Below are 23,240 nucleotides of genomic sequence, written 5' to 3' on the forward strand. Positions count from 1 at the left end.
GAAATAATACGGAAACTTAACGGCACTCAGTCAAAGAGCGCGCTGGCCGGCGACGCCCGCGGCCGGCGATGAACCGAAGTCGCCGCGGGAGGCGTGCTCGGCGTCGATTCATAGGGCGCGGCGGGTCTCGTCGACGGTGTCGCCGACGAGGCGGACGAGATCCACCACCGGCGCTTGACGTACATCATCACCGCGTCTGCGTGGTCCCGATCACAACGCTCGGCCCATAGGCGACGACGAGGAACCGTGCCCGCTCAGGCCCGGGGCGCCCGGCGGGAGACCCCCGGGGTGTTCCCGAGGTAGGCCAGCAGCGCCACACCGGCCAGCACGGCGCCGAACAGACCGCTGTAGTGGCTCAGGAACTGGAAGTCCTGCCATGCCACCACGGCACCGCCGGCGATGCCCCCGATGCCCCCGGAGGCGCTCATCAGCAGATCCGCGGCGCCCTGCACCGGCACGCGATCGCCGGTCGGCACCGCCGCGGTGAACAGCGCCGTCCCCGCCACGAGGCAGCAGTTCCAGCCGAGCCCCACGGCGAACATGCCGGCGAACATGCCCCACGCCACGTCGGGGGGCGTGTGGGCCGCGATCTCGGCGCCACCGAAGCTGATCACGCCGCCGAGGATGATCATGGGCGTCGGTCCGATGCGCCCGGTCGCCCAGCCCACAAGGGGCGCCAAGGCGTACATGCCCACGATGTGCGTCGAGATGACGAAGCCGATGACGCGCAGACCCTGATCGCCGTCGGTCATGTGCAACGGTGCCATGACCATCGTCGCGACCATCACCCCCTGCCCCACCATCATGGCGGCGGTCGCCAGGCGAGCGGGAGGCAGCCGAGCGATGATGCCGAGCGATCTCCCCAGGCCGCCGCGGCCCCGGGCGGCGTCGGCGCCACCGCTGAGGCGCCGGGCGACCAGCAGCGGATCGGGTCGCAGGCCCCGGTCGAGGACCACTGCGGCCATCGTGAACACGACGGCGGCGAAGATGAACGGGCCGGCCAGTTCCTCCAGACCCAGCGCACTGGCGACCGCCGTGAAGGGCCCGGTGGCGAGCGTGGGCCCGGCAATGGCGCCCACCGTGGTCGCCCCGACGAGCAGCCCGATGGTCCGGGCCCGATCGGCCGGCGCCGCCAGGTCGACGACCGCGAAACGGGCGGCGAGGCCGCAGGCGCTCCCGGTCCCGACGGCCGCCATGCCCACGAGGACGAGCGCGTACGTATCGACCACAGTGGCCAGGAGCATCAGGAGCGCGCCGGCGAGAGCCAGCAGGTAGCCCGAGCGCAGCCCCACCCGCCGGCCGCTGCGGGCCATGAGCTTCGCCAGAGGGACCGCCGTGAGGGCCGCTCCGGTGGTCATGCCCGCGGCGGCGATGCCGCTGAGCGTGGCGCTGCCGGTGATCTCGTCGGCGAGCACCGCGACGATGCTGAACGCCCCGCCCGCACCGGCGCCGCCCGCGGCGACGGTGCCCATCAGCACGCCCAGCGTGCGCCGCTGGATCTCCTGGACGGATCGACCGGTCTCGGGGTCCCGGCCCGATCCCGGACCCGACGGGCCATCCGCCGGCCCGCCGCCGGAACGCCGAGCCGCCTGATGCGTTCGCTCAGCCGGCTCCGTCACGAAACCAGACTAGGCGCCCGGAACCGGCGATCCGGTCCCGGAACGCTGTCCGCAGCGCGCCGCCCCTGCCCCGGTAGAGTGCCCGCGGTGCAGTGGTCAGAACCCCCAGCCATGACTCTCGATCCGGCGTTGCGCTACTCGGCCACGCTCGACACCACGTGCGGCAGCATCGAACTGGATCTCCAGGCCGAGCGCTCCCCGCTGGCGGTGAACAACTTCGTCTTCCTGGCCCGGCAGGGCTACTACGACGACTGCCCCGTGCACCGGGTGGTGCCGGGATTCGTGGTGCAGGCCGGTGACCCCACCGGAACCGGACGTGGCGGCCCCGGCTACCGCTTCAACGACGAACTCGACGGGCGCGGCCAGTACCGGGAGGGCACTCTGGCGATGGCCAATGCCGGCCCCGACACCAACGGCTCGCAGTTCTTCATCTGCCTGGCGAGCGTGAACCTGCCACACGCCTACACCATCTTCGGCCAGGTCACCGCCGGCATGGACGCCGTGGCGGCCTTCGCGGCACTGCCGCGGCGCGGTGAGCGGCCCAAGGGCGACGCCAAGATCCGCTCGGCGGCGATCAGCACCGAACCCATCGCCGGCGCCTGAACCCGCCGGCAGGGCCGGGCGCTGTCAGGTTCGCATGCCCCCGATCACCAGCCGGCTGAACTCCCTGCCGATCTGCGCGGCGCTGGCCGGGCCGTCGGGGCGGTACCAGAACGCCATGGAGTTCATCATGCCGATGATGCCGATGGCGGCGAGCCGAGGGTTGACCTCGGACTTGATCTCCCCGGAGCGCTGGCCGCGGCGGATCTGCGAGATCAGGAACCTGTTGTAGACGTCGCCCGCCTCGCGGATCGTCTTCTGGCGCTCTTCCGAGAGCGCCCGGAACTCCCTGAAGAAGACCGAGGTCTGCACGTAGTTCTCGGAGAAGACCTCTGCGTGCCCGTGAACGAGTGCCTCGATCAGCTCCAGCGCATCGCCGTCGCGCTGCTCGAGTTGCTCGATGACGTTGAGAGCGGCGTCGTAGGCCCCCTTGATGACACTGAAGAGAAGATCCTCCTTGGTGTCGATATAGTAATAGAGGCTGCCTTTGAGGATCCCCACCTCCTCGGCAATCTCCTGAATGGAGGTCGCCTCATACCCCTTCTCGTTGAAGATCCGCGCGGCGACGTCGATGACCTCCTGGCGGCGCCGCTTCGAGGGCCTGGGTGTGTCGGTGGCAGCCTCAGCCATTGACAACTCCTCAAACAACTGTTGGGTTGACAGATCGGCGCTAGATTGTAGCGCTAGCACCAAACCGTACAGCAGGGCACTCCCCTCACAGGTTCTCCGAGGGCGAGTCCAACCGGTCCGCGGGTACTGTGCCGGGAACGGTTGGGCGCACCTCGGGCGAACCGGTGGGCCGCCCGGCACAGAGCCGACTATGAGCCTCCCCGACAATCCGGTCCCCGGCGGAGCCGAATCGCACGACGACGAGGACTCGCCACGCGCCCGGGCCGAGGCGCAGTGGCGGGCCGCCTTCGAGGCCGCCCCGCTGCGCGACGGCACCTTCGAGACCATGTCCGGCATCCCGCTGGCAGCGGTCCACGGGGACCCCCCGTATCCCGGGCAGTTCCCGTACACGCGGGGCATCTACCCCTCGATGTACCGCTCACGGCTCTGGACGATGCGGCTCTTCGCGGGCATGGGCACGGCCGCCGACACCAACATGCGCTTCAAGAGGCTCCTGGAGGCCGGAGGCACGGGGCTGTCGACGGCCTTCGACATGCCCACGCTCATGGGGCGCGACTCCGATCATCCCTGGGCGGTCGGCGAGGTGGGCCGGGCCGGCGTGGCAGTCGACACGATCGCCGACATGGAGGACCTCTTCGCCGGCATCGACCTGAGCGGCGTGAGCACGTCGATGACCATCAACGGCCCCGCCAACATCCTCATGGCCATGTACATCGTCACCGGCGAGCGCGGCGGCACCGAACGCAGCAGGCTCAGCGGGACGATCCAGAACGACATCCTGAAGGAGTACCAGGCGCAGAAGGAGTACATCTTCCCGCCACGCCCCTCGGTGCGGCTGGTGACCGACCTGATCCGCTTCACCACCGCCGAGATGCCGCGCTGGCACCCCGTGTCCATCAGCGGCTACCACATCCGCGAGGCCGGCTCCACGGCCGCCCAGGAACTGGCCTTCACGCTCGCCAACGGCTTCGCCTACGTGGAGGCGGCGACGGCCGCGGGGCTGGACGTGGACGACTTCGCCGGTCGCCTGTCGTTCTTCTTCAACAGCCACATCGACTTCTTCGAGGAGATCGGCAAGTACCGGGCCGCCCGGCGCATCTGGGCGCGCTGGATGCGGGACCGCTACGGCGCCCGCCACGAGCGGTCGCTGCAACTGCGGTTCCACACCCAGACCGCCGGCGTGTCGCTCACCGCCCAGCAACCCGAGGTGAACATCGCCCGCGTCGCCACCCAGGCGCTGGCGGCGGTGCTGGGCGGCACGCAGAGCCTCCACACCGACAGCTACGACGAGGCGCTGGCATTGCCCACCGAGAGAGCCGCGCGGATCGCCCTTCGCACCCAGCAGGTGATCGCCCACGAGACCGGCGCGGCCAGCGTGGCCGACCCTCTCGGCGGCTCCGCCTACGTGGAATGGATGACCGACGAGATGGATCGGCGCGCCACCGAGGTGTTCGAGCACCTCGACAAGCTCGGTGAGGGCTCGATCCTGGAGGGTGTCTACGAGGGCATCGTCAACGGCTATTTCGTGGGCGAGATCGCCGACAGCGCCTACCGCTTCGAGCGCGAGGTCAACGCCGGGCGGCGGATCATCGTGGGCGTCAACGCCTACACCGAGGGCGACGACGGCGACACTCCCATCCTCTACATCGACGAGGACGTCGAGGACCAGCAGTTGGCGCGCCTCGCCGGGGCGAAACAGCGGCGCGACGGCGGGGCCGTCGCAGCGGCCCTGGAGACGCTGGCCGCAGACGCCGCCGACCCGACGATCAACCTCATGGAGCCCATCATCGACTGCGTGCGCGCCGAGGCCACCGAAGGTGAGATCACGGGCGCCCTCGAGGGCGTCTTCGGCACCTACACCGAGCCTGCCGTGGTATGAGCGAGGGTATGAGCGGACCGAAAGGCGACACGGCCGGCGCCGCGGCCGAGCGCCGGAGCGAGAGCCGGCCACCGGTCCGGGTGGTGCTGGCCAAGCTGGGCCTGGACGGACACGACCGCGGCCTGAAGGTGGTCGCGCGCATGCTGCGCGACGCCGGCTTGGAGGTCATCTACCTGGGGCTGCGCCAGACCACCGAATCGATCCTGCTCGCCGTCGAGCAGGAGGATGCCGACGTGATCGGCCTCTCGATCCACAACGGCGGTCACCTCACGCTGGCGCCCCGCATGGTGGAGGCCGTGCGCGCCGTCGGCATGGACGTGCCGGTCGTGGTTGGCGGGATCGTGCCCGATCAGGACCTCGAGCGCCTGCAGGAGGCCGGCGTGTCCAACGTCCTCGGTCCCGGCGCCTCGGCGGCGGAGGTTGCCGAGACAGTCCGGGCGGCGGCCGCAGCACGGCGGGCATGACCGTCGAGCCGCCGGGGAAGCCCCCTCCCGAGCACCCCACGCCGCCGGCCCCGAACCCGGCCGGAAGCGCAACCGGCGACGTCGGTGCCCTGTTCGCGCGGGCCCGCGACGGCGACCGGCGGGCACTCGGGCGGCTGCTGACCTACACCGAGGGGGGTGGGCCGCTCGCCGACGCCGTCGCGGTCGCCGCATGGCCCCTCGCCGGGCAAGCCCACGTGGTGGGCATGACCGGCGCACCGGGCGTCGGCAAGTCCACGCTCACCGACCGTCTGGCACAGGTTGCCGCCGATGACGGCCGGCGCGTGGCCATCCTGGCGGTGGATCCCTCGTCTCCGCTGACCGGCGGCGCCATCCTCGGCGACAGGGTGCGGATGGGTAGCGCCGCCGCGCCCGGCGGACCTTTCGTGCGCTCCATGGCGAGCCGCGGCCAGTCGGGGGGGCTGGCCCTGGCGGCACTGGCGGCAGTCCGGCTGCTCGACGCCACCGGGCACGACCTGATCATCGTGGAGACCGTGGGCATCGGGCAGGTGGAGGTGGATATCGCCCGCACCGCCGACACGACGATCGTGGCGGTGAGCCCGGGCTGGGGCGACGCCGTGCAGGCCAACAAGGCCGGGCTGCTGGAGATGGCGGACGTCTTCGTGGTCAACAAGGCCGACCGGACCGGGGCCGCCGACGCCCGGCGCGACCTGGAACACATGCTGGACCTGGGGCATCGCGCCGGCTGGAGGCCGCCGGTGGCGCTCACGGTCGCCACCACCGGCGAGGGCGCCGACGAGCTCTTCAAGCACGTGCAGGATCACCGCCACCACCTGCGCACCTCCAGCGCCGGAGCGGAGCGGCGTGCCCGGCACGTCGCCGAGGAAGTGCGCCGCCACCTGCACCGCTGGGTGGACCTGCTGGTGGAACAGCCGTCCCGGCAGGCCGAGGAACTGTTCGCCGACGTGGCGCAGGGGGAACTGGCGCCGTCGGCGGCGGCGCGGCAACTGGTGGGCGAGCTCGGCGGCGCCGACGGCGGCGATGACGGCGCCGGCGCCGAGACGGGCGGATGACGTGCAGAGCACCCTGACAGCGCGAGGCCGACTGGACCCACAGAACCTGCCGATGCAGGCTCCCAACACCGAGCGCCCCCACTTCTCCTCGTACCCCGTCGTCTTCGCACCCGCCGACCGTCCGGAGCAGCCATGACAGCCGACCGTTCGCTTCTCGTGACCGGCGGTGCCGCCGGCATCGGCGCCGAGATCGCCCGGCAGGCGGGTACCGCGGGTTACCGCGTGGGCGTCCTGGACATCGACGGCGCCGGCGCGCGGCGCACCGCCGGCGAGATCGACGGCGCGGTGGCGCTGGCGGCCTCGGTCACCGACGAGGATGAGGTCGAGGCCGCCCTGGACGCCTTCGGCACACCCGAGGTGCTCGTCAACAACGCCGGGATCGTCCGGTTCGGCCCGCTGCTGGAACACAGCGCCGCCGACTTCGGTGCCGTCGTGGCGGTCAACCTCGTCGGCACCTTCCTGTGCGGCCGGGCGGCGGCGCGACGCATGGCCGCCGCAGGCACCGGCCGGATCGTGAACATGGCGTCCATGAACGGCACCGCCCCCGGACCCAACGCCGGCGCCTATGCCTCCACGAAGGCGGGAATCATGATGCTGACCCAGCAGATGGCGCTGGAGTGGTCGCGGTTCGGGATCAGGGTCAACTGCGTGGCCCCGGGCCTCATCGACGGCGGGATGTCGGCACCCATCAACGCCGACCCCGTGCTGCGGGCCGAGCGCGAGTTGGCCGTGCCGCGCGGCCGCCTCGGCACCACCACCGACGTCGCCAAGGCGGTTCTCTGGCTCGCCTCCACCGACGCCGACTACGTCACGGGCCAGACTCTGCTGGTGGACGGCGGGATCACGATGTCGATCCTCTCGCACCTGCCCCGGCCGGCGGGCGTGGACGGTGTCGGCGAGGCGGCGCGCACCCCCGGGCGCCCGGAGCCGGCATGAGGCCTGTAGACGGCATGTCGGTGCTCATCACCGGCGGCGGATCGGGCATCGGCGAGGGAGCCGCTCAGCACTTCGTCGCGGCCGGTGCGGCGGTGACGATCACCGGGCGCCGCGCCGAGAAGGTAGAGGCCGTGGCGGAGCGGCTGGGCGAGCGCTGCCGTGCGGTTCCCGGCGACGTGACCGTCGCCGCCGACCGCCAACGCATGATCGAGGCGGCCGTGGCCCACGGCACCGGGCGCCTCGACGTGCTCATCAACAACGCCGGGAACATGTACCGGGGCCCGGTGACCGAGCTCGAGGAGGATCGGCTCCTGGAGCTGTTCCACAGCAACGTGGTCGCACCGATGATGCTGGCCAGCCTGGCGATTCCGCACCTGCGGAGCACCCGGGGATGCGTCCTCTTCGTGGGCTCGGTCCACACCAAGCGCAGCTTCCCGGGCGTCTCCCCGTACGCCGCCACCAAGGGCGCCCTCGAGACGCTCACCGGGGTTCTCGCCGCCGAACTGGGCCCGCAGGGCATCAGGGTGGGCTGCGTGCGCCCCGGCGCGGTCCTGACCGAGATCAACCAGCGCGCCGGCCTCTTCGACGACGAGCAGGCCGCGGCCCGCCTGGCAGCCATGTCCGGGGCACACGCCCTCGGCCGCATCGGCACCGCCGCCGAGGTCGCCGAGGCCTTCGAGTACCTGGCCCGGGCCGAGTGGACCACCGGGGAGGTGCTGGTGGTGGACGGCGGCCTGGGCCTCGGGGTCACCCATGACTGAGCTCGCCGGCCGTAGCCCCCGCGCAGCCGTGGACGACCACCTCGCCGCGGTTCTGACCGGCGATCCCGCCGCCATGGCGGCCGACTACGCCGAGGGTGCGGTGCTCGTCCGCCACGATGCGTCCTATGAGGGCGCGGCGACCATCGCCGAGTACTTCACGTCGGTCCCGGAGCGCCTCGGCGGCGGAGAGGTGCGGTTCGGCGAGCGACGTGACGAGGGCGAGGGTCGAGTCTCCGTGCGATGGCGCATTGCCGGAGGGCCCGGCGACGGCACCTCCGGGCGCGACACGTTCACGGTCGCAGGCGGCTTCATCGTTCACCAGACCGTCGCACTCGACGATGCCGATTTCTGAGGGACTCCCTACCATGAGCCGCCGACCATGACCACCTCCGCCGGCACCGCACTCGAGAACACGGAGTACCACCGGATGAGCCTTGAGACCCTCGCACCCAGCACCGACGAACTCGCCGCGATGACCCCTGAGGACTTCGTGGGGCTGCTCCGGGCCGAACTCTCCAAGCCCGGCACCGGCATGGGCGACCACCCGGTCGTGTCCGCCATGGAGGACGGCAGCGTCACGGTCCCGCAGCTGGTGCTGTTCTGCGAGCAGTTCTACCTGCACATCTCGCGCATGCTCCCGTGGATCGGGGCCATCTACGTGAACTGCCCCCACGAGGACGTGCGCACCACGCTGGTCAAGAACCTGGCAGAGGAGTGCATGGGCATTGAGACCGGCACCAAGGCCCACCCCGAGCTTCTTCTGGAATGGGGCGCGGCGCTCGGAGGCGACACCGACGCCATGCGCCGGGCCGAGCAGCTGCCCGCCGGGCGCCGGCTCACGGAGTACTTCGAGTTCATGGGCCTGTGCCGCGACTGGTGCGTTCCCCTGGCCGCCATCGGCATCGGCCTGGAGTCGTTCGTGCCCGAGACCTTCACCCGCATCGTGGCGGCCCAGAAGCAGAACTACGGCATGAGCGACGAGGACCTGATCTTCTGGACCATGCACATCCTGGCCGACGCCGAGCACGGCGACGAGGGCATCGAGATCGTCTCGGAGTACGCCCGCACGCCTGCCCAGCGCGACGCGGTGTACCACTGCACGCTCGAGACCGGCCGCCTGTTCTACGACATGTGGGACCTGTACCGGACCGTCCCGGCGTGATCGACCTGACGCCCACCCAGGAGGCCCTGCGGGAGACCGTCGCCGCGCTCGCCTCCGACCTGTACGAGTCGCAGGCCGCCGCCTGGGACGCCGCCCGCACCCCGTTCCCCGACGCCGAGCGTCGCCGCCTGGCGGAGTTGGGATACATGGGCATGGGCCTGCCGGCGGAGTACGGGGGCGGCGGGGCCGACCTGGCCGACTCCCTCATCGTGATCGAGGAGTTGGCCAAGGCCGCCCCGACGGCGGCGTTCGGCGTCTTCGAGGCCAACTGTGGCCCGGCACGGGTCATCGACCTCTTCGGCACGCCCGAACAGCGCCGGCGCCTGCTCCCCCCCGTCGCCGCCGGCGAGGTGACCATGGCGATCACCATCTCCGAGCCCGACGCCGGATCGGCGGCCACCGACATGACCACCGCCGCGGTACGCCGGGGCGACCACTACGTGATCAACGGCACGAAGCGCTGGTGCTCGGGCGCGGGGCACGCCGAGCAGTACCTGGTGTACGCGCGGCTGGGCGACGAGCCCGGCGCCCGCGGCATCGGGGCGCTGGTGGTGGACCGGGACAGCGACGGGCTGAGCTTCGGCCCCCAAGAGCGCCTCATGGGGTTCCGGGGCATCCCCTCGGCGGACATGTTCTTCGACGACGTGGCGGTGCCGGCGGGGAACCTGATCATCGACGCCGGCGGCTTCGGGCGGCTGTTCACGGCGTTCTCGATCGAGCGGCTCGGCAACGCCACCATGAGCCTCGCCATCGGGCAGGCCTGCCTGGACCTCTGCGCCGCGTATGTGACCGAGCGGCGCCAGTTCGGCAAGAAGATCGTCGAGTTCCAGGCGACCCAGACCGCCCTGGCCGACATGATCCTGCAGACCGAGGCCGCCCGGCTGCTGATCCGGCGGGCGGCGGCGCGTGCCGGCCGGGGCGCGCCGCGCACCCTGGAGGCCTCGCTGGCCAAGTGCTTCGCCAACGAGATGGCCAAGAAGGTGGCCGACGCGGCGGTGCAACTGCACGGGGGCTACGGCTACAGCGAGGAGTACGGCATCGAGCGCCGCCTGCGCGACTCCCACGGCTGGGCCATCGCCGGCGGGACGCCCACCATCCAGAAGGTGAGGATCGTCTCGGAATACCTGCAGCGCCGCTTCAACCAACGCGCCTAGCAGGCGGCGGCACCTCGGTAGCGGACTCGCCGGTGTCCGTTGCGGACAAGCCAGGCGATGGATCGTTCAACCAGCGCGCCTGACCCGGTGCCCCGCTACCACGCCGCCGGGCTGGGGCACTCGGGGACTCGCCGCCTCCCGCGGCGCGCCGCCGAGGCGTGCAGATGTCAGGGACCGAGCAGCGCGGCGGGGACCACGGCGATGCCGTCGCGGCGGCGGTAGGCCTCCGACCCGGTCGTGACGACGGCGGCGTCGGCGAGTTCCGGCCCGATGCGGTCGGCGAGCCACCGCAGGTGCCTGGTGTCGTCCTCCGCGACGACCGCGCCGAGTTTCACCTCGAGCGCCACGACCCGGCCGTCGAGTCCCTGCACGATCAGATCGACTTCGTGCTCGCCGCCGTGGGTCCGCAGATGGAACACCTTCGCCTCATTGGCCTGCGCGTAGGCGCGTACCGACAGCGTCACGAGGGACTGGAACAGGCCGCCGAGCAGGGTTCCGTCCCGAGGCATGGCCACCGCACCGGACCGGCCCTCGAGCAGTGCCTCGGCGTCGACCCCCAGCAGACGGGCGGCGAGAGCAGGATCGGCGAGGTGGTGCTGCGGGGCCGACGCCAGACGCCGCAAGTGGTTGCGGGTCGGAAGCCACGCGGGCACGTCTTCGATCAGCCACAGTGACTCCAGCGCCGCCCGGTACCCGACGGCAGTGGCCTTGGCGGGCTTGTCGGGCGTCGCCGTGTCGCGGATCTTCTCGAACGACGCGACCGTCGAGGTGGCCGCGGCGTAGGCGGCCATCCAGCGACTCAGCGCCGGTCGGTTGCCGGCGGTGCCGGACCCCTCGTTCAGGCGGTGCTCGGCGATGCGGTTGATGTAGCCGTCCAGGTAGGCGCGCACGCCCCGCGGCGAACGGCCCCGTATGGCGGGGAACCCCGAGCAGACGATCTGCTGCGCATAGTCGGCGAGGCCCAGCGGGGCAGCCCCCTCCAGCCGGGGCCGCCGGCCGCCCAGCAGGTCGCTCAATCGGACGGTGGGAGCGCAGACGCCCCGCTCGGAGAGAGCCATGGGCCGCATGCGGACGGTGACGATGCGCCCCGCGCCGGTGTGGGTGGGCGGCTCCGCCGGGCCCGCGGAGCCGGTCAGCAGGAACCGGGGCGTGTACGGGTCGGCGTCCACGGCGCGCCGCACAACATCCCATGAGGCCGGCAGCCGCTGCCATTCGTCTATGAGGATCGGCGGCGCCCCACGGGCGAGCCTGGACGGCTCCGCCAGCGCGATCGAGAGCTGGTCGCCGTCGTCGAGGCGATGAACGGTGGCCGCCCGACGCAAGGCCGTCTCGGTCTTGCCGACTGCGCGCGGCCCCTCGACGGCAACGGCGGGCAACTCGCTGCACAGCAGGTCGAGTTCGTCGTCCACGATCCGCGGCCAGTACACGCCCTGCCCGTCGCCGTTCCTGCCTCCGTCGCCGTTCCCGTCCAAGCCGCCCCTCCCGGTCAGCGCATCGCGTCACACCATCTCCGCGGGCCTCACCGTACCATTTCGACGGCATTTTCTGAACCATTTCGACGGCATTTTCTGAACCGTTTCGACGTGTTCGCCACCCGGCCCCCACCAACTCACACCGGACCGGCAGTCACAGATCGCTGGCCTGAGCATGCATGCCTGACGCTCTGGACCTCCCGCTCGCTGATGTCGTCTGCGGCATCGGGTTCACATCCAGTGCGCGCCGGGTCGCCAGGTAGGCTGCTCGCATGCCTCGAAGCGACAGAACGCTCCGCCCCGTTGAGGTGCGCGCCTTGAGCCGTACCGGATCTGGCTTCGCTATGACGACGGCCTCGAAGGCGAGTTGGATCTGTCGTACCTGGCCGGCGACGGCGTGTTCGCTGCCTGGGAGGACCGCTCGTTCTTCTCCGCCGTGCGGCTCGGTCCCTGCGGCTCGATCGTCTGGGGCGATGATCTCGACCTGTGCGGCGACGCGCTCTACCTGAAGCTCACCCGCGGCTCGACTTTGGGGGGGCGAGGCGGCCCGGGTCAGGCCTCCGGTAGGCGCTGCAGGGTGCCGTCGGCGTGGAGGTACAGGCAGCCGTAGCCGTGCTCGCCGCCCGCGACCGCGTGGCCGCCGCGGGACTCGCACAGCTCCCGGCCGACGCACGTCCCGGTCGCCCCGAACGAGTAGTCGTAGACGCTGCCGCTGCCGAAGATCTGGCTGTCGAGGCGGCAGAACGCAGCCTTCACGTCGGCGGTCGCCCAGGTGTCTCCCGGCAGGTTGGGCTTGCACTCGCCGCCGTGCCAGTAGAAGCGGTAGAGGTAGGCGTCCGAATAGTAGCGCGGGACCCAGTGCCGCAGGCAGCCGGCGGCGGTCTCCACGATCCGGCACTCGCCCTTCGGCGATCCGTCCAGGCCGACGCTGCCCGGCCGCGGCTCCCAGTACCACTGCGGGGGCGACGCCGCAGCGTTGCAGGCCGCCTCCGACGCCGGGACGGCCGTCGTCGTGGTTGTGGCCGACGGCGGGGGGTCGCACGCCCCTGTCGCGTCGTTGTACGTCCAGCCGTCGCCGAAGTAGGCCGCGCACTCAGCGTCCCAGTCCGGCCCCGAGTCGCTGTCCTCGCCGGCCGCTCCGGCGCTCACCCACCCCGTCACGGCGAGCGCCAGCAGCGGCAGTGCGACGAGCATCGCCTTCGTGACGCACACCCGGCAGAAGCAGCGCACCGGGCACCGGTGCGAACGGTCAGCCATGCGGTTTCTCTAGCACACGGGGGGGGGGGGGGCAAGTCCTATAGCAGGACCAGCCCCGCGGCGGGCAGCGGCCGCGGGGATCACCGACCGGACGGGACGGGCCGCGGGACACGCCCGACGCGGACCAGCCCGGGTTCAGCCCCTGAACCAGCTGCCCCTGAACCAGCTGTACGGCGGCGCCGGCGCCGGCTGCCGGCCACGTTCGCGGCCTTCCCTCCGTTCCCGCTCGGCGGTCTTCACCGCGTCAAAGATTTCCCTCCCGCCAACGTGCAACCAACGTCATGGCCGGGTGCAGCTAGCTCAGCAGGTGCGGCACCCGACTGCCCAGTCGCAGCAGTCGGGCGGCGTTGGCGTTGAGCGTGCCCGCCAACTCGGCGACGTCGGGCCCGGTGCCCCGGTCCCAGCCCCCGAAATTGGTGCCGTACACGAGCCGGTCGGTCCCCAGGGCGCCGGCCACGAAGGCGAACTCCGCGGCCCCGGTCACGTGACAGTCGAACCAGAGCCGTTCGAGTTGACCGTCGAAGGCACCGGAGGGTTTCAGCCACTCCGGCGAGGCGGGCCGCCGCTCGGCCAGCTTGCGCAGCTTCGACAGCACCAGGGCCAGGGATCCCCCGCCGTGGCTGAGGCACACGTCGAGCGCCGGGTGGCGGCGCAGCACCCCGCCGAAGATCAGCGTGGCCGCCGCGAGCGCCTCCTCAAGGGAGTACTCCAGCACGAGGTCCAGGTCCCAGCGGCACAGGCGCCGGTCCAGCAGCGGGCCGTCGATGCCCGACTGGGTCGGGTGCAGGAACAGCGGCACGTCCAGTTCGGTGCAGGACTCGTACAGCGCATCCATCGCGGGCGCGTCCAGGGGCGTCCCGAAGTCGGTGCCGACGTAGCCGCCGAGCAGCCCGAGGTCGCCGACGATGCGGTGCAGTTCCGCGCAGGCCGCGTCGATGTCCTGCATGGGCAGGGCGCCGAGGCCGGCGAAGCGGTCGGGACGGCCGGCCACCACCTCGGCCAGGCTGTCGTTGTGTGCCCGGCAGAAGTCCACCGCCGCCGGTGCGTCGATGAAGTGCAGATAGGTCAGCGGGTTCGGCGAGAGCGCCTGCACCTTGATCCCCGCGGCGTCCATGGCGGCGAGGCGCATGTCCACCTCGATGAACAGCGACCCCCGGTAGGCCACGCCGTCGAGCCGGTAGTTGCCGACGCGGAACCAGGGGCTGCCGTCGGGGTGGTGGCCGATCTCGGGGCCGCAGGCGCCCGCCCGCCCCATCGAACCCTCCAGCACGATGTGGCCGTGCACGTCGATGAGGCCGCCGGCCGGACCATCGGCACTTCTCACGATCGGCCCTCCATGATGCCGTCGGCGCCTGGCAGCCAGGACGCAACCCCTGCCACGGGGATGGCGCAGGTGACCGCCTCGATGATCTGCGCCTCGCTGCATCCGGCTCGGCGTGCACCGTTGGCATGCACGTTCACGAATCTGGCGGAGAACTCGGCGGCGTTGATGGTGCACAGCAGCAATTCGGCGTGCGTCGCGTCCAGGACGTTCTCCGCCAGGGACCACTCCCGCATCAGCACGTAGCCCTCGAGCGCCCGTGGCGCGTCATCGGCCATGAGCCTCACGTAGTCGGGCACGAACCCGAAGTAGTCCTCGAAGTAGTCCAGGCACCCCCGGCGATCGATCGAGAACTCTGGCGCGTCGCCGGCGGCGAGCGCCACCGTGTCGCCGAACACCTCGTCGATGGCGGAGTTGAACGTGGCATAGACGGCCTCGCCGCGGGATATCAGCACCGTGAGGGCCGCGCCGCGAGCGTCGGAGAGTTCGAGACCCAGGTTGCGCGACCTCTCCATCTGCGCCATGAGCATCTCCCGGTGGCCCTTCACCGCCGCAGCCGCCGCCATGTACAGCGCCTTGGCCCAGGCCGGACATGCGCCATCGGTGTCGGTGACCTCGCGCACACGAGCGAGACCCTCGGCGAACTTCGGTGAGACGGCGTCGATCCGGCCGCTCGCCAGGGCGGCGCTGCCCAGAACCGACCGGTCGGCTCCCCCGACAAGGGTTGGCTGGACTGTCATGGGACCTCCTGGAGTCACTCGGATGGAGAGAAGCGGTTCGCAGCGGCACGGGGCGGCCCGGGGCGGCGGTGGGCGCTCAGAGCTTGGACACCTCGCCGCCGTCGATCACGAAACAGGAACCGGTGACGAACGCGGCCAGGGGAGAAGCCAGGTAGCAGACCAGCGGACCCAGTTCGGCAGGCTCGCCCATGCGGCGCATGGGAATCTTCCGCAGGCGGGCGGCGAGCATCCTCTCGTCGGCCAGGACCTGCGCCTGCGCCTCGGTGGCGAAGGCCCCGGGGGCGATCATGTTCACCCTGATGCTGTAACGGGCCCACTCAGCCGCCAGCGCCTCGGTGAGACGCGCCAGCGCACCCTTCGAAGCGCTGTAGGCGGCCAGCAGCGGCTTGCCCTTGAGGCTCGAGGTGGAGCCGATGTTGATGATCGAGCCAGCGACCCCTCCGGCGACGAAGTGGCGTCCCGCCGCCTGCGACAGGATCGCCGGGGCCAGCACGTTCACCGCCACCACGTCGGACAGCACGGCGGGATCCTGGTCCAGGAACGCCCCGGCGGGCGCGATCCCGGCGTTGTTGACCACGCAGTCCAGCCGCCCGAAGCGCTCGACCGCCACACCGGTGAGGCCGGCCACCTCGCCGGCGTCGCGCATGTCGCAGCGCACAGGGTGGATGCGCCCGTCCGAGCCGGCCGCGAGTTCTTCCAGGGCACCGGTCGAGCGGGCCGCCGCCACCACCCGGGCGCCCTCGCCGGCGAGCGCCGCCGCCGCGGCCGCTCCGAGCCCGCGACTGGCCCCCGTCACGACGGCGACGGCGCCCTCCAGCTGCAGATCCATGTCAGGAACCTCGCTCCGCCGGGATCACGTCTTCGCGTCGGCCTCGACAATCTCGCGGCACAGGCGGCTGGCGACCCCGAGGCGGAGAATCTCGCTCGCCCCCTCGTAGATGCGCATCGGCCGGGCCTGGCGGTAGTACTGCTCGATCCTGGAGCCCTTGATGAGGCCCCAGCGGCCCATGATCTGCACGCAGCGGTCGACGACCCTGGCCGCCGCGTCGGTGGCCGCCAGCTTCGCCATCGAGGAGTAGTCCAGGGTCGTCCCGGGATCCTGGCGCGCCATGTCCGCCGCCCGGTAGGCCAACAGCCGCGAAGACTCCAGATCGGTCCAGGAGTCCGCGAGCAGGTTCGCCACCGCCCCCAGGCGCGCCAGCGGTCGACCGAACTGTTGGCGCTCGACGGCATGGCGGGTGGCGATCTCCAGAGCCCCCTCCATCAGGCCGACAGCCGCGCCGGCGAGCGACGAGCGGAACACCGACAGGGTCGCCAGCACGTGCGCGAACCCGCTGCCCGGTTCCCCGAGCCGATGATCGGCGCTGATGGCCACGTCGTCGAAGTCGATCTCGCCCAGGACATGGGGTGCGATGACCTCCGGCGAGGGCGAGACCTGCACGCCCGGGCTGTCCGCGGGCACGAGTACGACCGAGTACGAGTACATGTCCTCGTCGGACCCCTCGGGCGCCGGCTCACGGACCAGCGTCGTGAAGAAGTCGGCCACGGGCGCGTTCGAGATGAACGACTTGCGCCCCGACACCACCAACTCGTCGTCGCCGGTCCCCGAGGGCCGCAGTGTCGTCGTGATCGCCTTGAGGTCCGAGCCCGCCTCGGGCTCGGTCAGCGCGATGGCCGCGAGCGATTCCCCCGATGCCACTCGTGGCAGCCACAACCGTCGCTGCGTCTCGCTGCCGCCGATAGCGATCGCGTAGCTCCCGAGGCCCTGGAGTGCCAGCAGGGCGTCCAGATGCGCCGAGGCCTTCATGCACACCTCCCGCGCCACGCACACGGCGAGAGGGTCGACCTTCTCGAAACGCCCGCCGTACGCCGCCGGGACCATCAACTCGCTGAGGCCGCTGGCACGGAGGACCGCCAGGGTGGGCCCGTGGACCTCGGAGCACTCGTCGGCCTCGGCTGCGAACGGCGCCACCTGCGCGCCCACCGCCCGCGCCTCGGCCTGCACGTCCTTGTAGATCTGAGGAAGTTCCAGGAACGCCACCTCGGGTCCGTCTCCTTCGTTCGCCTCGCCGATGCCGCCGCTTCACGTGCTCGGGGTGCCCGGAGCGACCGCAGCGTAACGGACGGACCGCTACGACTCGGCACAAACCGGTGGACACGATAGTTGGAACAAGAACCACTCTCAAAGACACCTGTGGCCGGCGGCACCACGCGGCCTACGCTCCGGAGAGACCGGGAGACCGCTTCCGCACCGGAGTGCGCCGCCGACGCCGGCACGACTCCCGCGGTCGGGCCTCGGGACAGTGATCGAGCTGTGCGAGAGGAGCGCAATGCCATGGCCGACGTGATCACCGAGCGGCGGGACGAGGTGCTCTGGCTGCGGCTGAACCGCCCCGAACGGCTCAACGCCTACGACCGGACGACCGTCGACGAGATCGTCGCGGTGCTCCGGGAGCACGCCGACGCCCGCGTCGCGGTGATCACCGGAGAGGGCCGGGCGTTCTGCGCGGGCGGCTACCTGGCGAACCTGGCCGACCCCGACTTCTGGGAGCTGCGCGCCATGTTCACCGGCAGCCTGGAGCTCTTCGACGCCATCCGCTCGGCGCCCATGCCGGTCATCGCCGCGGTGAACGGTCCCGCCTTCGGCGGCGGCAACGAGCTGGTCGTGGTGTGCGACCTGGCCATCGCCTCCGAGAACGCCCGCTTCGGCCAGACCGGCGTGAAGGTCGGCAGCGCCCCGGTGCTGGGGGGCACGAACCTGCTGGCGATGACGGTGGGCGAGAAGAAGGCCAAGGAGGTCGTCTACCTCTGCCGCCCCTACAGCGCCGCCGAGGCCCTGGACTTGGGCTGGATCAACGCCGTCGTCCCCCACGACGAGCTGCACGACGAGGTGGAGCGCTGGTGCGACGAGATCTGTGCTATGTCGGCGCGCTACATGGAGATCGCCAAGATCAGCACGAACGTCTGGTGGCACCAGTTGCGCGACAACATGCAGTCCGGCCTCGGGATGCTGATGCAGGCCATCGGCTCGCCCGACATGCTGGAAGGCGCCAACGCCTTCCTGGAGAAGCGCGAGCCGCAGTTCCCCCCACGAGACGCCCGCTGAGCCCGCCCGGAGCCGCCGCGGCGCCCGACGGGCGACCAACAGCCCAGAAACCACGTCCCCGCTGAGCCGCCGGGGCGACGAGAGGCACCGGAGACCGACCCCCCATGGCCCCCCGCAGCTACGACCAGTACCAGCCGACGTTCGCCGACCGGCGCCGCTGGAACACGCCCGACGTGCTGCGCCTCCGGGCGCAGACCCACGGCGAGCGCGTCTACCTCGACGTCCCGTCGACGGGTGAGACCTACAGCTACGCCGAGACCCTCGAGTTGGCCGAGCGGGTCGCCCGCGGCCTGCTCGGGGCGGGGGGCGTCCCGGGGGACAGGCTGCTCATCATGCTGCCGAACTGCTCGGCCTACGTGCTCGCCTGGCTGGGATCCTCGCTGGCGGGGATTGCCGAGGTCCCCATCAACACCGCCTACCGGGGCAGTTTCCTGGAACATCAGGCATCAACCGTGACGCCCCGCATGGTGGTCACCCATCCGGACTATGCCGGGCGCTTCGCCGAGAGCGCCGAGTCGGTGCGCAGCGTGGAACGCTTCTGGCTGGCCGGAGGCGACGCCGCCGCACGGGACGCCGCCGCCACGACCCTGCAACAGGCGGGGTTCGCGGTCTCGGAGTGGGAGGAACTGCTGGCCGCCCCGGTCGGGAACCCCGGCCCCGACTCTCCGGTCGGCGGAGCGGGCGACCCGAGCGGGACCGCCATCGAACTGCCCCCCGTACGCCATTCCGACCTCGCGTCGGTCTTCTTCACCTCCGGCACGACGGGCCTGTCCAAGGGCGTGATGATGCCGCACGCCCACATGCACCTCTTCGCCGACCAGTGCGTGTCGCTCACCCGGCTCAGCGACGCCGACGTCTACATGTCGGCGGGGCCCCTGTTCCACGGCAACAGCCATTTCCTCGCCGCCCATCCGGCGTTGATCGCCGGCGCCCGCTACGTCCTGCAGGAGCGGTTCAGCGCCAGCGCCTGGGGTCGCCAGATCCGCGACAGCGGCGCCACGGTCACCAACTTCGTGGGCGTGATGATGGACTTCGTCTGGCAGCAGCCCGCCAGGCCCGACGACGCCGACAACGAACTGCGCTGCATCTTCGCCGCCCCCACGGCCTCCAGCATTCTCGAGGCCTTCAAGCGGCGGTTCGGGGTGGAGGCGTTCGTGGAGGTCTTCGGCCTGACCGAGACCTGCATGGCGATCCTCAGCCCCTACGGCGAGGACCGTCCCCCCGGCGCCGCCGGCCTCGCCAACAGCGACTGGTTCGACGTGCGGCTCGTGGACCCCGAGACCGACGAGGAGGTCCCCGTCGGCGAGCTGGGCGAGCTCGTGGTGCGCGCCCGCTGTCCCTGGACGCAGTCGGTCGGCTACTACAACATGCCCGAGGCGACCCAGGAGGCCTGGCGCAACCTCTGGTGGCACACCGGCGACGGGCTGCGGCGCGATGCCGACGGCTGGTACTACTTCGTGGACCGCCTGAAGGACGCCATCCGCCGCCGCGGCGAGAACATCAGCTCCTACGAGGTGGAGCAGGCCCTCCTGGCGCATCCCGCCGTGGCCGAGGTGGCGGTGGTGGCCACCCCCGCCGACGAGGAGGCGGGCGAGGACGAGGTGCTGGCCGTCATCGTGCCCGAGCCGGGCGCCGAGATCTCCGCCGCGGCGATATGGGAGTACGCCGACCGCCGGCTGCCCTACTTCGCCGTCCCGCGCTACCTGCGTTTCGTCGCCGAACTCCCCAAGACGCCCTCGGAGAAGGTGCGCAAGGTGGAACTGCGCGCCGCAGGTGCCGGGACCGGCACCCACGATCGGGGTCCCGCGCCGCGGCGAGGAGGCCGGCGAACATGAGACGGGCAACCGTGGTGCCGGAGCCATACTCCCGCAACGGTCATTCCGGTCGCCCACATTCGTCATTCCGGCGCAGGCCGGAATCCATGCCCGGGGATCCGGCCGCGTCTGCCGCTGATGACGGAGCACACACCTCGGGGAGAAATCATGAGCCATAACCCGCGGGACGAGCAGGCGCCCGTGCAGCAGACCGTCGTGTTCACGTCGACGACCGGGCGGGGGCGGGTCGTCGCGATGGACTCCGCCTATCACGTCGACCCGTCGAATCACGGACGGGACGTCTGCGTGAACTCCTCCTACTGCGGGGTGCTGCCGGCCCGGTTCATCGCCGAGGCCGCCCCGCGGGGCGCCATCGGCATGGACTGCGGCATCGGCCCCGAGGGATCGGCCATCGCGGGCCTCTGGTACCTGGAGGCGCTGGACATCCCCGCCGCGGTCGCCGACGTGATGAGCGCCCGCCTCGGCGACGGTGTGCACCTGTACCGCAACGGCGTCATCAGCTTCTTCAACCAGCCGGCCGCCGACTGCGGGGTTCGGGCGGGTATGGCGGTCACCGAGGCCGCCCTGCTGATGCTGGAGAACGACCCGGCGCCGGCGGCGGCCGACGAGATCACGAACCGGACGGTGATGCAGACGGCACCCGACGGTCGACAGGTGATCGCCACCGACTCCATCGCCTTCGCCACCCTCGCCGACCGCGGCCGCAACGTGCTGGTGACCGCCGGGCACACGGGCCGCAGCGCAGTGCCGTACCTGCGCCGGGCGGGCGCCTGGGGGTTCATCTGCTCCGACGGGGGGCGCGGCATGGACGACTCGGGCATGGCGGGGTTGTTCATCGTGGAGGCCGACGGCCTGGCCGGCGCCACCGTGGACGCCCGCCGCGCCCGCATGGGCAGCGGGTTGTCGCACTACCACGACGGCATCGTCTCCGCGGCCAACGCCCTGGCCGCCGCCCGCGGCGTGGAGATCGGCATGCCCTGCGCCGAGGCCGCCCTGCTGCTGCTGGCCCGCCCGGACGGGTCCTGACGCCGCAGCCTCCGGCCCCCAGTCCGTCATTCCGGCGCAGGCCCGAACCCAACGACGCGACGCCCACACCCAGCGTCACCCCGGCCCCCAGTCCGTCATTCCGGCGCAGGCCCGAACCCAACGACGCGACGCCCACACCCAGCGTCACCCCGGCCCCCAGTCCGTCATTCCGGCGCAGGCCCGAACCCAACGACGCGACGCCCACACCCAGCGTCACCCCGGCTCCCAGTCCGTCATTCCGGCGCAGGCCGGAATCCAGAGGCGCGACGCTCACACCCAGCCACCGTGCATCGCCTGGCGCGGGCGTATGATCTTCCCTGACGCTCATGGACTCCGACCCTCCCGCGCCCGCCCCGACCGGCCTCCTGCCGGCAGACGGCTTCTACCACTGGGGCATCGTGGCGGAGGACTTCGACGCCACCTGCGAAGAGCTGGGCGCGGTCTGCGGCCTGACGTGGGCCGAGCCCATGCGCCGGGAGTTCGACCTGCGCCAGCCCGGCGGCGTGGTGACGGTGAACTTCCGGCTGACCTACTCCGTAGAGGGACCACCGCACTACGAGATACTGGAGTCCTCTCCCGGCACGCTCTGGGACCCGGCGACGGCCCACGGCGGCGTCCACCATCTGGGGTTCTGGTCCGAGGACGTGACCGGCGACGCCGCCCGCCTCGAGGCCGCCGGCTACCCGTGCGGCGCCACTGCGGCCACACCCGACGGCCGGCCCGCGGGGTTCAGCTATCACCGCCTGCACAGCGGCCTCTGGGTCGAGCTCGTGGACCTCGCCCGCAAGCCGGCCTACGACACCTGGATAGCGGGAGGCGACTTCCCTGCCTTCACGCCGCCGGGGGCGCCCGACGCCGAACCGTCCACGTGAGTCGCCCTCGGGCCGGGACCGGCTCGAACAGGGGCGGCGTGTAGCTTGACCGTCGTGATTGCGACGCGCCGGGCGGCGCTCGCGGCGGGCGTGCTGCTACTGGCGGCTCTGCTCGTCGGGTGCGGCTACTTCGAGTCCGACGAGGCGCACCTTGCGCCCCGGACGCCGCTGCTGCCGCCCACGAGCGAGTCGCTGAGCGCGCCGGTGGACCTGACGCCTGCGAGCGTGCGGGAACCCTCGCCGACCGGCGGCGCGCCGGCGGAGAGCACCGGCGCCGCAGCCGAACGGGACTCCGCCGAGCCGGCGCCCGGCGAAAACGAGACCGCCGGCGGCGAGCCGGCGCCCGGCCACGACCCTGCGGGCAGCGGCGCCGGCGGCGACGGGGACGGCGCCGAGGGGCCGCAGCTCCTCGAGATCGTCGTCATCCGCGAACTGCCTCACGACACCGAGGCGTTCACGCAGGGATTCGAGATCTCCGGCGGCCGTCTCTACGAGAGCACAGGCGCGCGGGCCGATCGTTCCAGCACGCTGCGGGAACTGGACCGCGACACCGGCGAAGAGCTCCGACGCGTCACCTTCGAGGAGGACTTCTTCGCCGAGGGCATCACGTTCGTGGACGAGCGTGTCTACCAGCTCACCTGGAAGGACGGCGTGGCGCTGGTGTGGGATCCGGAGGATCTGACGATCTTGGAGCGCTTCACCTACGAGGGCCAAGGCTGGGGCTTGTGCTACAACGGCCGCGTCCTGGTCATGAGCGACGGCAGCGCCGAACTGCACTTCCGCGATCCGGTCACCTTCGAGCGGGTCGGGAATCCGCTGCTCGTCACCCTCGACGGCCAGGAACTGCCCTCGCTCAACGAGTTGGAGTGCGTCGGCAGCCACGTCTGGGCGAACGTCTGGCAGACCGACCTGATCGTGCGGATCGACCCGGTGACCGGGCGTGTGCTGGCGCTCGCCGACGCGTCGAACATCGGCCTGCCCCGGCCCGACGATCCCAACGCCGTGCTGAACGGCATCGCCTGGGATCCCGACACCGAGACTTTCCTGATCACCGGCAAGGACTGGCCCGCCATCTACGAGATCCGCTTCGAGGCCGCCGGCGCCCCTTCGGGTTCGTGAGCGTGGTTCGGCGCGGCGGAGCGGAACCCGCCGTGGTCAGAGTTCGAGTGCGGTCGTGCAGTTGCGGCGGCGCGGCGGGCGATTCCGCGTCGTCTCGGCTGCTGTGGCTGGCCGCAAAAGTTTAATGGTTTCGGTTGCTATATCTAAGATTCAATAAGTATCATGCTGTTTCATGATAGGCGGGGTGTGCGGCGGGGGGCGGGGCGGGTTAGGCTCCGGTTCCAGGCGCGGGCTG

General features: G+C 71.4%; 23 protein-coding genes. 15 read left to right on the forward strand and 8 right to left on the reverse strand.

Annotation, left to right across the window (positions count from 1 at the left end):
- Positions 1-254 precede the first annotated feature (254 nt).
- Positions 255-1,619 (reverse strand): MFS transporter, encoded by a 1,365-nt coding sequence (locus OXG55_16425; protein ID MCY4104822.1) that lies wholly within the window; start codon positions 1,617-1,619, stop codon positions 255-257.
- A gap of 87 nt (positions 1,620-1,706) precedes the next feature.
- Between OXG55_16425 and OXG55_16430 the strand changes: the two genes are divergently transcribed.
- Entirely contained in the window at positions 1,707-2,222 is a 516-nt protein-coding gene (locus OXG55_16430; protein ID MCY4104823.1) for a peptidylprolyl isomerase, read from the forward strand.
- Positions 2,223-2,246: 24 nt separating this feature from the next.
- Here the strand turns inward: OXG55_16430 and OXG55_16435 are convergent, their stop codons facing one another.
- On the reverse strand, positions 2,247-2,849 hold the full coding sequence (locus tag OXG55_16435) for a TetR/AcrR family transcriptional regulator (protein MCY4104824.1): 603 nt from the start codon (positions 2,847-2,849) through the stop codon (positions 2,247-2,249).
- Positions 2,850-3,039: 190 nt separating this feature from the next.
- Between OXG55_16435 and OXG55_16440 the strand changes: the two genes are divergently transcribed.
- From OXG55_16440 to OXG55_16475, 8 genes are all read left to right on the forward strand, one after another.
- Positions 3,040-4,728: a methylmalonyl-CoA mutase family protein gene (locus OXG55_16440; protein ID MCY4104825.1), complete on the forward strand. Its 1,689-nt coding sequence runs from the start codon at positions 3,040-3,042 to the stop codon at positions 4,726-4,728.
- A gap of 8 nt (positions 4,729-4,736) precedes the next feature.
- On the forward strand, positions 4,737-5,192 hold the full coding sequence (locus tag OXG55_16445; GenBank protein MCY4104826.1) for a cobalamin-dependent protein: 456 nt from the start codon (positions 4,737-4,739) through the stop codon (positions 5,190-5,192).
- Positions 5,189-6,244, forward strand: coding sequence for a methylmalonyl Co-A mutase-associated GTPase MeaB (gene meaB, locus OXG55_16450; GenBank protein ID MCY4104827.1), 1,056 nt, complete (start codon positions 5,189-5,191; stop codon positions 6,242-6,244). Before OXG55_16445 ends, meaB begins: the two co-directional genes overlap by 4 nt.
- Positions 6,245-6,376: 132 nt before the next feature.
- Positions 6,377-7,180, forward strand: coding sequence for an SDR family NAD(P)-dependent oxidoreductase (locus tag OXG55_16455; GenBank protein ID MCY4104828.1), 804 nt, complete (start codon positions 6,377-6,379; stop codon positions 7,178-7,180).
- The gene (locus tag OXG55_16460; protein ID MCY4104829.1) at positions 7,177-7,941 is read left to right on the forward strand and encodes an SDR family oxidoreductase; all 765 of its coding nucleotides are present in this window, start codon (positions 7,177-7,179) and stop codon (positions 7,939-7,941) included. Before OXG55_16455 ends, OXG55_16460 begins: the two co-directional genes overlap by 4 nt.
- On the forward strand, positions 7,934-8,293 hold the full coding sequence (locus OXG55_16465) for a nuclear transport factor 2 family protein (GenBank protein ID MCY4104830.1): 360 nt from the start codon (positions 7,934-7,936) through the stop codon (positions 8,291-8,293). Before OXG55_16460 ends, OXG55_16465 begins: the two co-directional genes overlap by 8 nt.
- Positions 8,294-8,320: 27 nt before the next feature.
- Positions 8,321-9,103, forward strand: a complete 783-nt coding sequence (locus tag OXG55_16470) for an iron-containing redox enzyme family protein (GenBank protein MCY4104831.1) — start codon at positions 8,321-8,323, stop codon at positions 9,101-9,103.
- Complete coding sequence (locus tag OXG55_16475) at positions 9,100-10,257, forward strand: acyl-CoA/acyl-ACP dehydrogenase (protein ID MCY4104832.1); 1,158 nt, start codon at positions 9,100-9,102, stop codon at positions 10,255-10,257. The genes OXG55_16470 and OXG55_16475 overlap by 4 nt, the downstream gene beginning before the upstream one ends.
- A gap of 167 nt (positions 10,258-10,424) precedes the next feature.
- Here OXG55_16475 and OXG55_16480 read toward each other — a convergent pair whose 3' ends face one another.
- On the reverse strand, positions 10,425-11,729 hold the full coding sequence (locus tag OXG55_16480) for a DUF4143 domain-containing protein (protein ID MCY4104833.1): 1,305 nt from the start codon (positions 11,727-11,729) through the stop codon (positions 10,425-10,427).
- Between the two features lie 367 nt (positions 11,730-12,096).
- On the opposite strand from OXG55_16480, the gene OXG55_16485 reads away from it, so the two are divergent.
- Positions 12,097-12,339: a DUF2442 domain-containing protein gene (locus OXG55_16485; protein MCY4104834.1), complete on the forward strand. Its 243-nt coding sequence runs from the start codon at positions 12,097-12,099 to the stop codon at positions 12,337-12,339.
- Here the strand turns inward: OXG55_16485 and OXG55_16490 are convergent.
- From OXG55_16490 to OXG55_16510, 5 genes are all read right to left on the reverse strand, one after another.
- The gene (locus OXG55_16490) at positions 12,282-12,986 is read right to left on the reverse strand and encodes a hypothetical protein (protein MCY4104835.1); all 705 of its coding nucleotides are present in this window, start codon (positions 12,984-12,986) and stop codon (positions 12,282-12,284) included. The two genes, OXG55_16485 and OXG55_16490, sit on opposite strands and share 58 nt — an antisense overlap.
- Before the next feature lie 295 nt (positions 12,987-13,281).
- A complete protein-coding gene (locus OXG55_16495) occupies positions 13,282-14,310 on the reverse strand; it encodes an amidohydrolase family protein (GenBank protein MCY4104836.1) in 1,029 nt (342 codons plus the stop codon).
- A complete protein-coding gene (locus OXG55_16500; GenBank protein MCY4104837.1) occupies positions 14,307-15,047 on the reverse strand; it encodes a carboxymuconolactone decarboxylase family protein in 741 nt (246 codons plus the stop codon). The genes OXG55_16495 and OXG55_16500 overlap by 4 nt, the downstream gene beginning before the upstream one ends.
- A gap of 76 nt (positions 15,048-15,123) precedes the next feature.
- Positions 15,124-15,876: a glucose 1-dehydrogenase gene (locus tag OXG55_16505; GenBank protein ID MCY4104838.1), complete on the reverse strand. Its 753-nt coding sequence runs from the start codon at positions 15,874-15,876 to the stop codon at positions 15,124-15,126.
- 24 nt (positions 15,877-15,900) lie between these two features.
- Complete coding sequence (locus tag OXG55_16510; protein ID MCY4104839.1) at positions 15,901-17,088, reverse strand: acyl-CoA dehydrogenase family protein; 1,188 nt, start codon at positions 17,086-17,088, stop codon at positions 15,901-15,903.
- A 294-nt stretch (positions 17,089-17,382) separates the two neighbouring features.
- Here OXG55_16510 and OXG55_16515 point away from each other — a divergent pair, with 294 nt between their 5' ends.
- The 5 genes from OXG55_16515 to OXG55_16535 all read left to right on the forward strand — a co-directional run bounded on the left by OXG55_16515 (position 17,383) and on the right by OXG55_16535 (position 23,005).
- Entirely contained in the window at positions 17,383-18,153 is a 771-nt protein-coding gene (locus OXG55_16515; protein MCY4104840.1) for an enoyl-CoA hydratase-related protein, read from the forward strand.
- 104 nt (positions 18,154-18,257) lie between these two features.
- On the forward strand, positions 18,258-19,988 hold the full coding sequence (locus tag OXG55_16520; GenBank protein MCY4104841.1) for an AMP-binding protein: 1,731 nt from the start codon (positions 18,258-18,260) through the stop codon (positions 19,986-19,988).
- A 147-nt stretch (positions 19,989-20,135) separates the two neighbouring features.
- Positions 20,136-21,014 carry a hypothetical protein gene (locus OXG55_16525; GenBank protein MCY4104842.1) on the forward strand — a complete coding sequence of 293 codons (879 nt, stop codon included), beginning with the start codon at positions 20,136-20,138 and terminating at the stop codon, positions 21,012-21,014.
- 326 nt (positions 21,015-21,340) lie between these two features.
- Positions 21,341-21,886, forward strand: a complete 546-nt coding sequence (locus tag OXG55_16530; protein MCY4104843.1) for a VOC family protein — start codon at positions 21,341-21,343, stop codon at positions 21,884-21,886.
- A 54-nt stretch (positions 21,887-21,940) separates the two neighbouring features.
- On the forward strand, positions 21,941-23,005 hold the full coding sequence (locus tag OXG55_16535; protein ID MCY4104844.1) for a glutaminyl-peptide cyclotransferase: 1,065 nt from the start codon (positions 21,941-21,943) through the stop codon (positions 23,003-23,005).
- The last annotated feature ends 235 nt before the right edge of the window (positions 23,006-23,240 follow it).

It is taken from the genome of bacterium (assembly GCA_026708055.1).
Lineage (GTDB): Bacteria > Actinomycetota > Acidimicrobiia > Acidimicrobiales > CATQHL01 > VXNF01.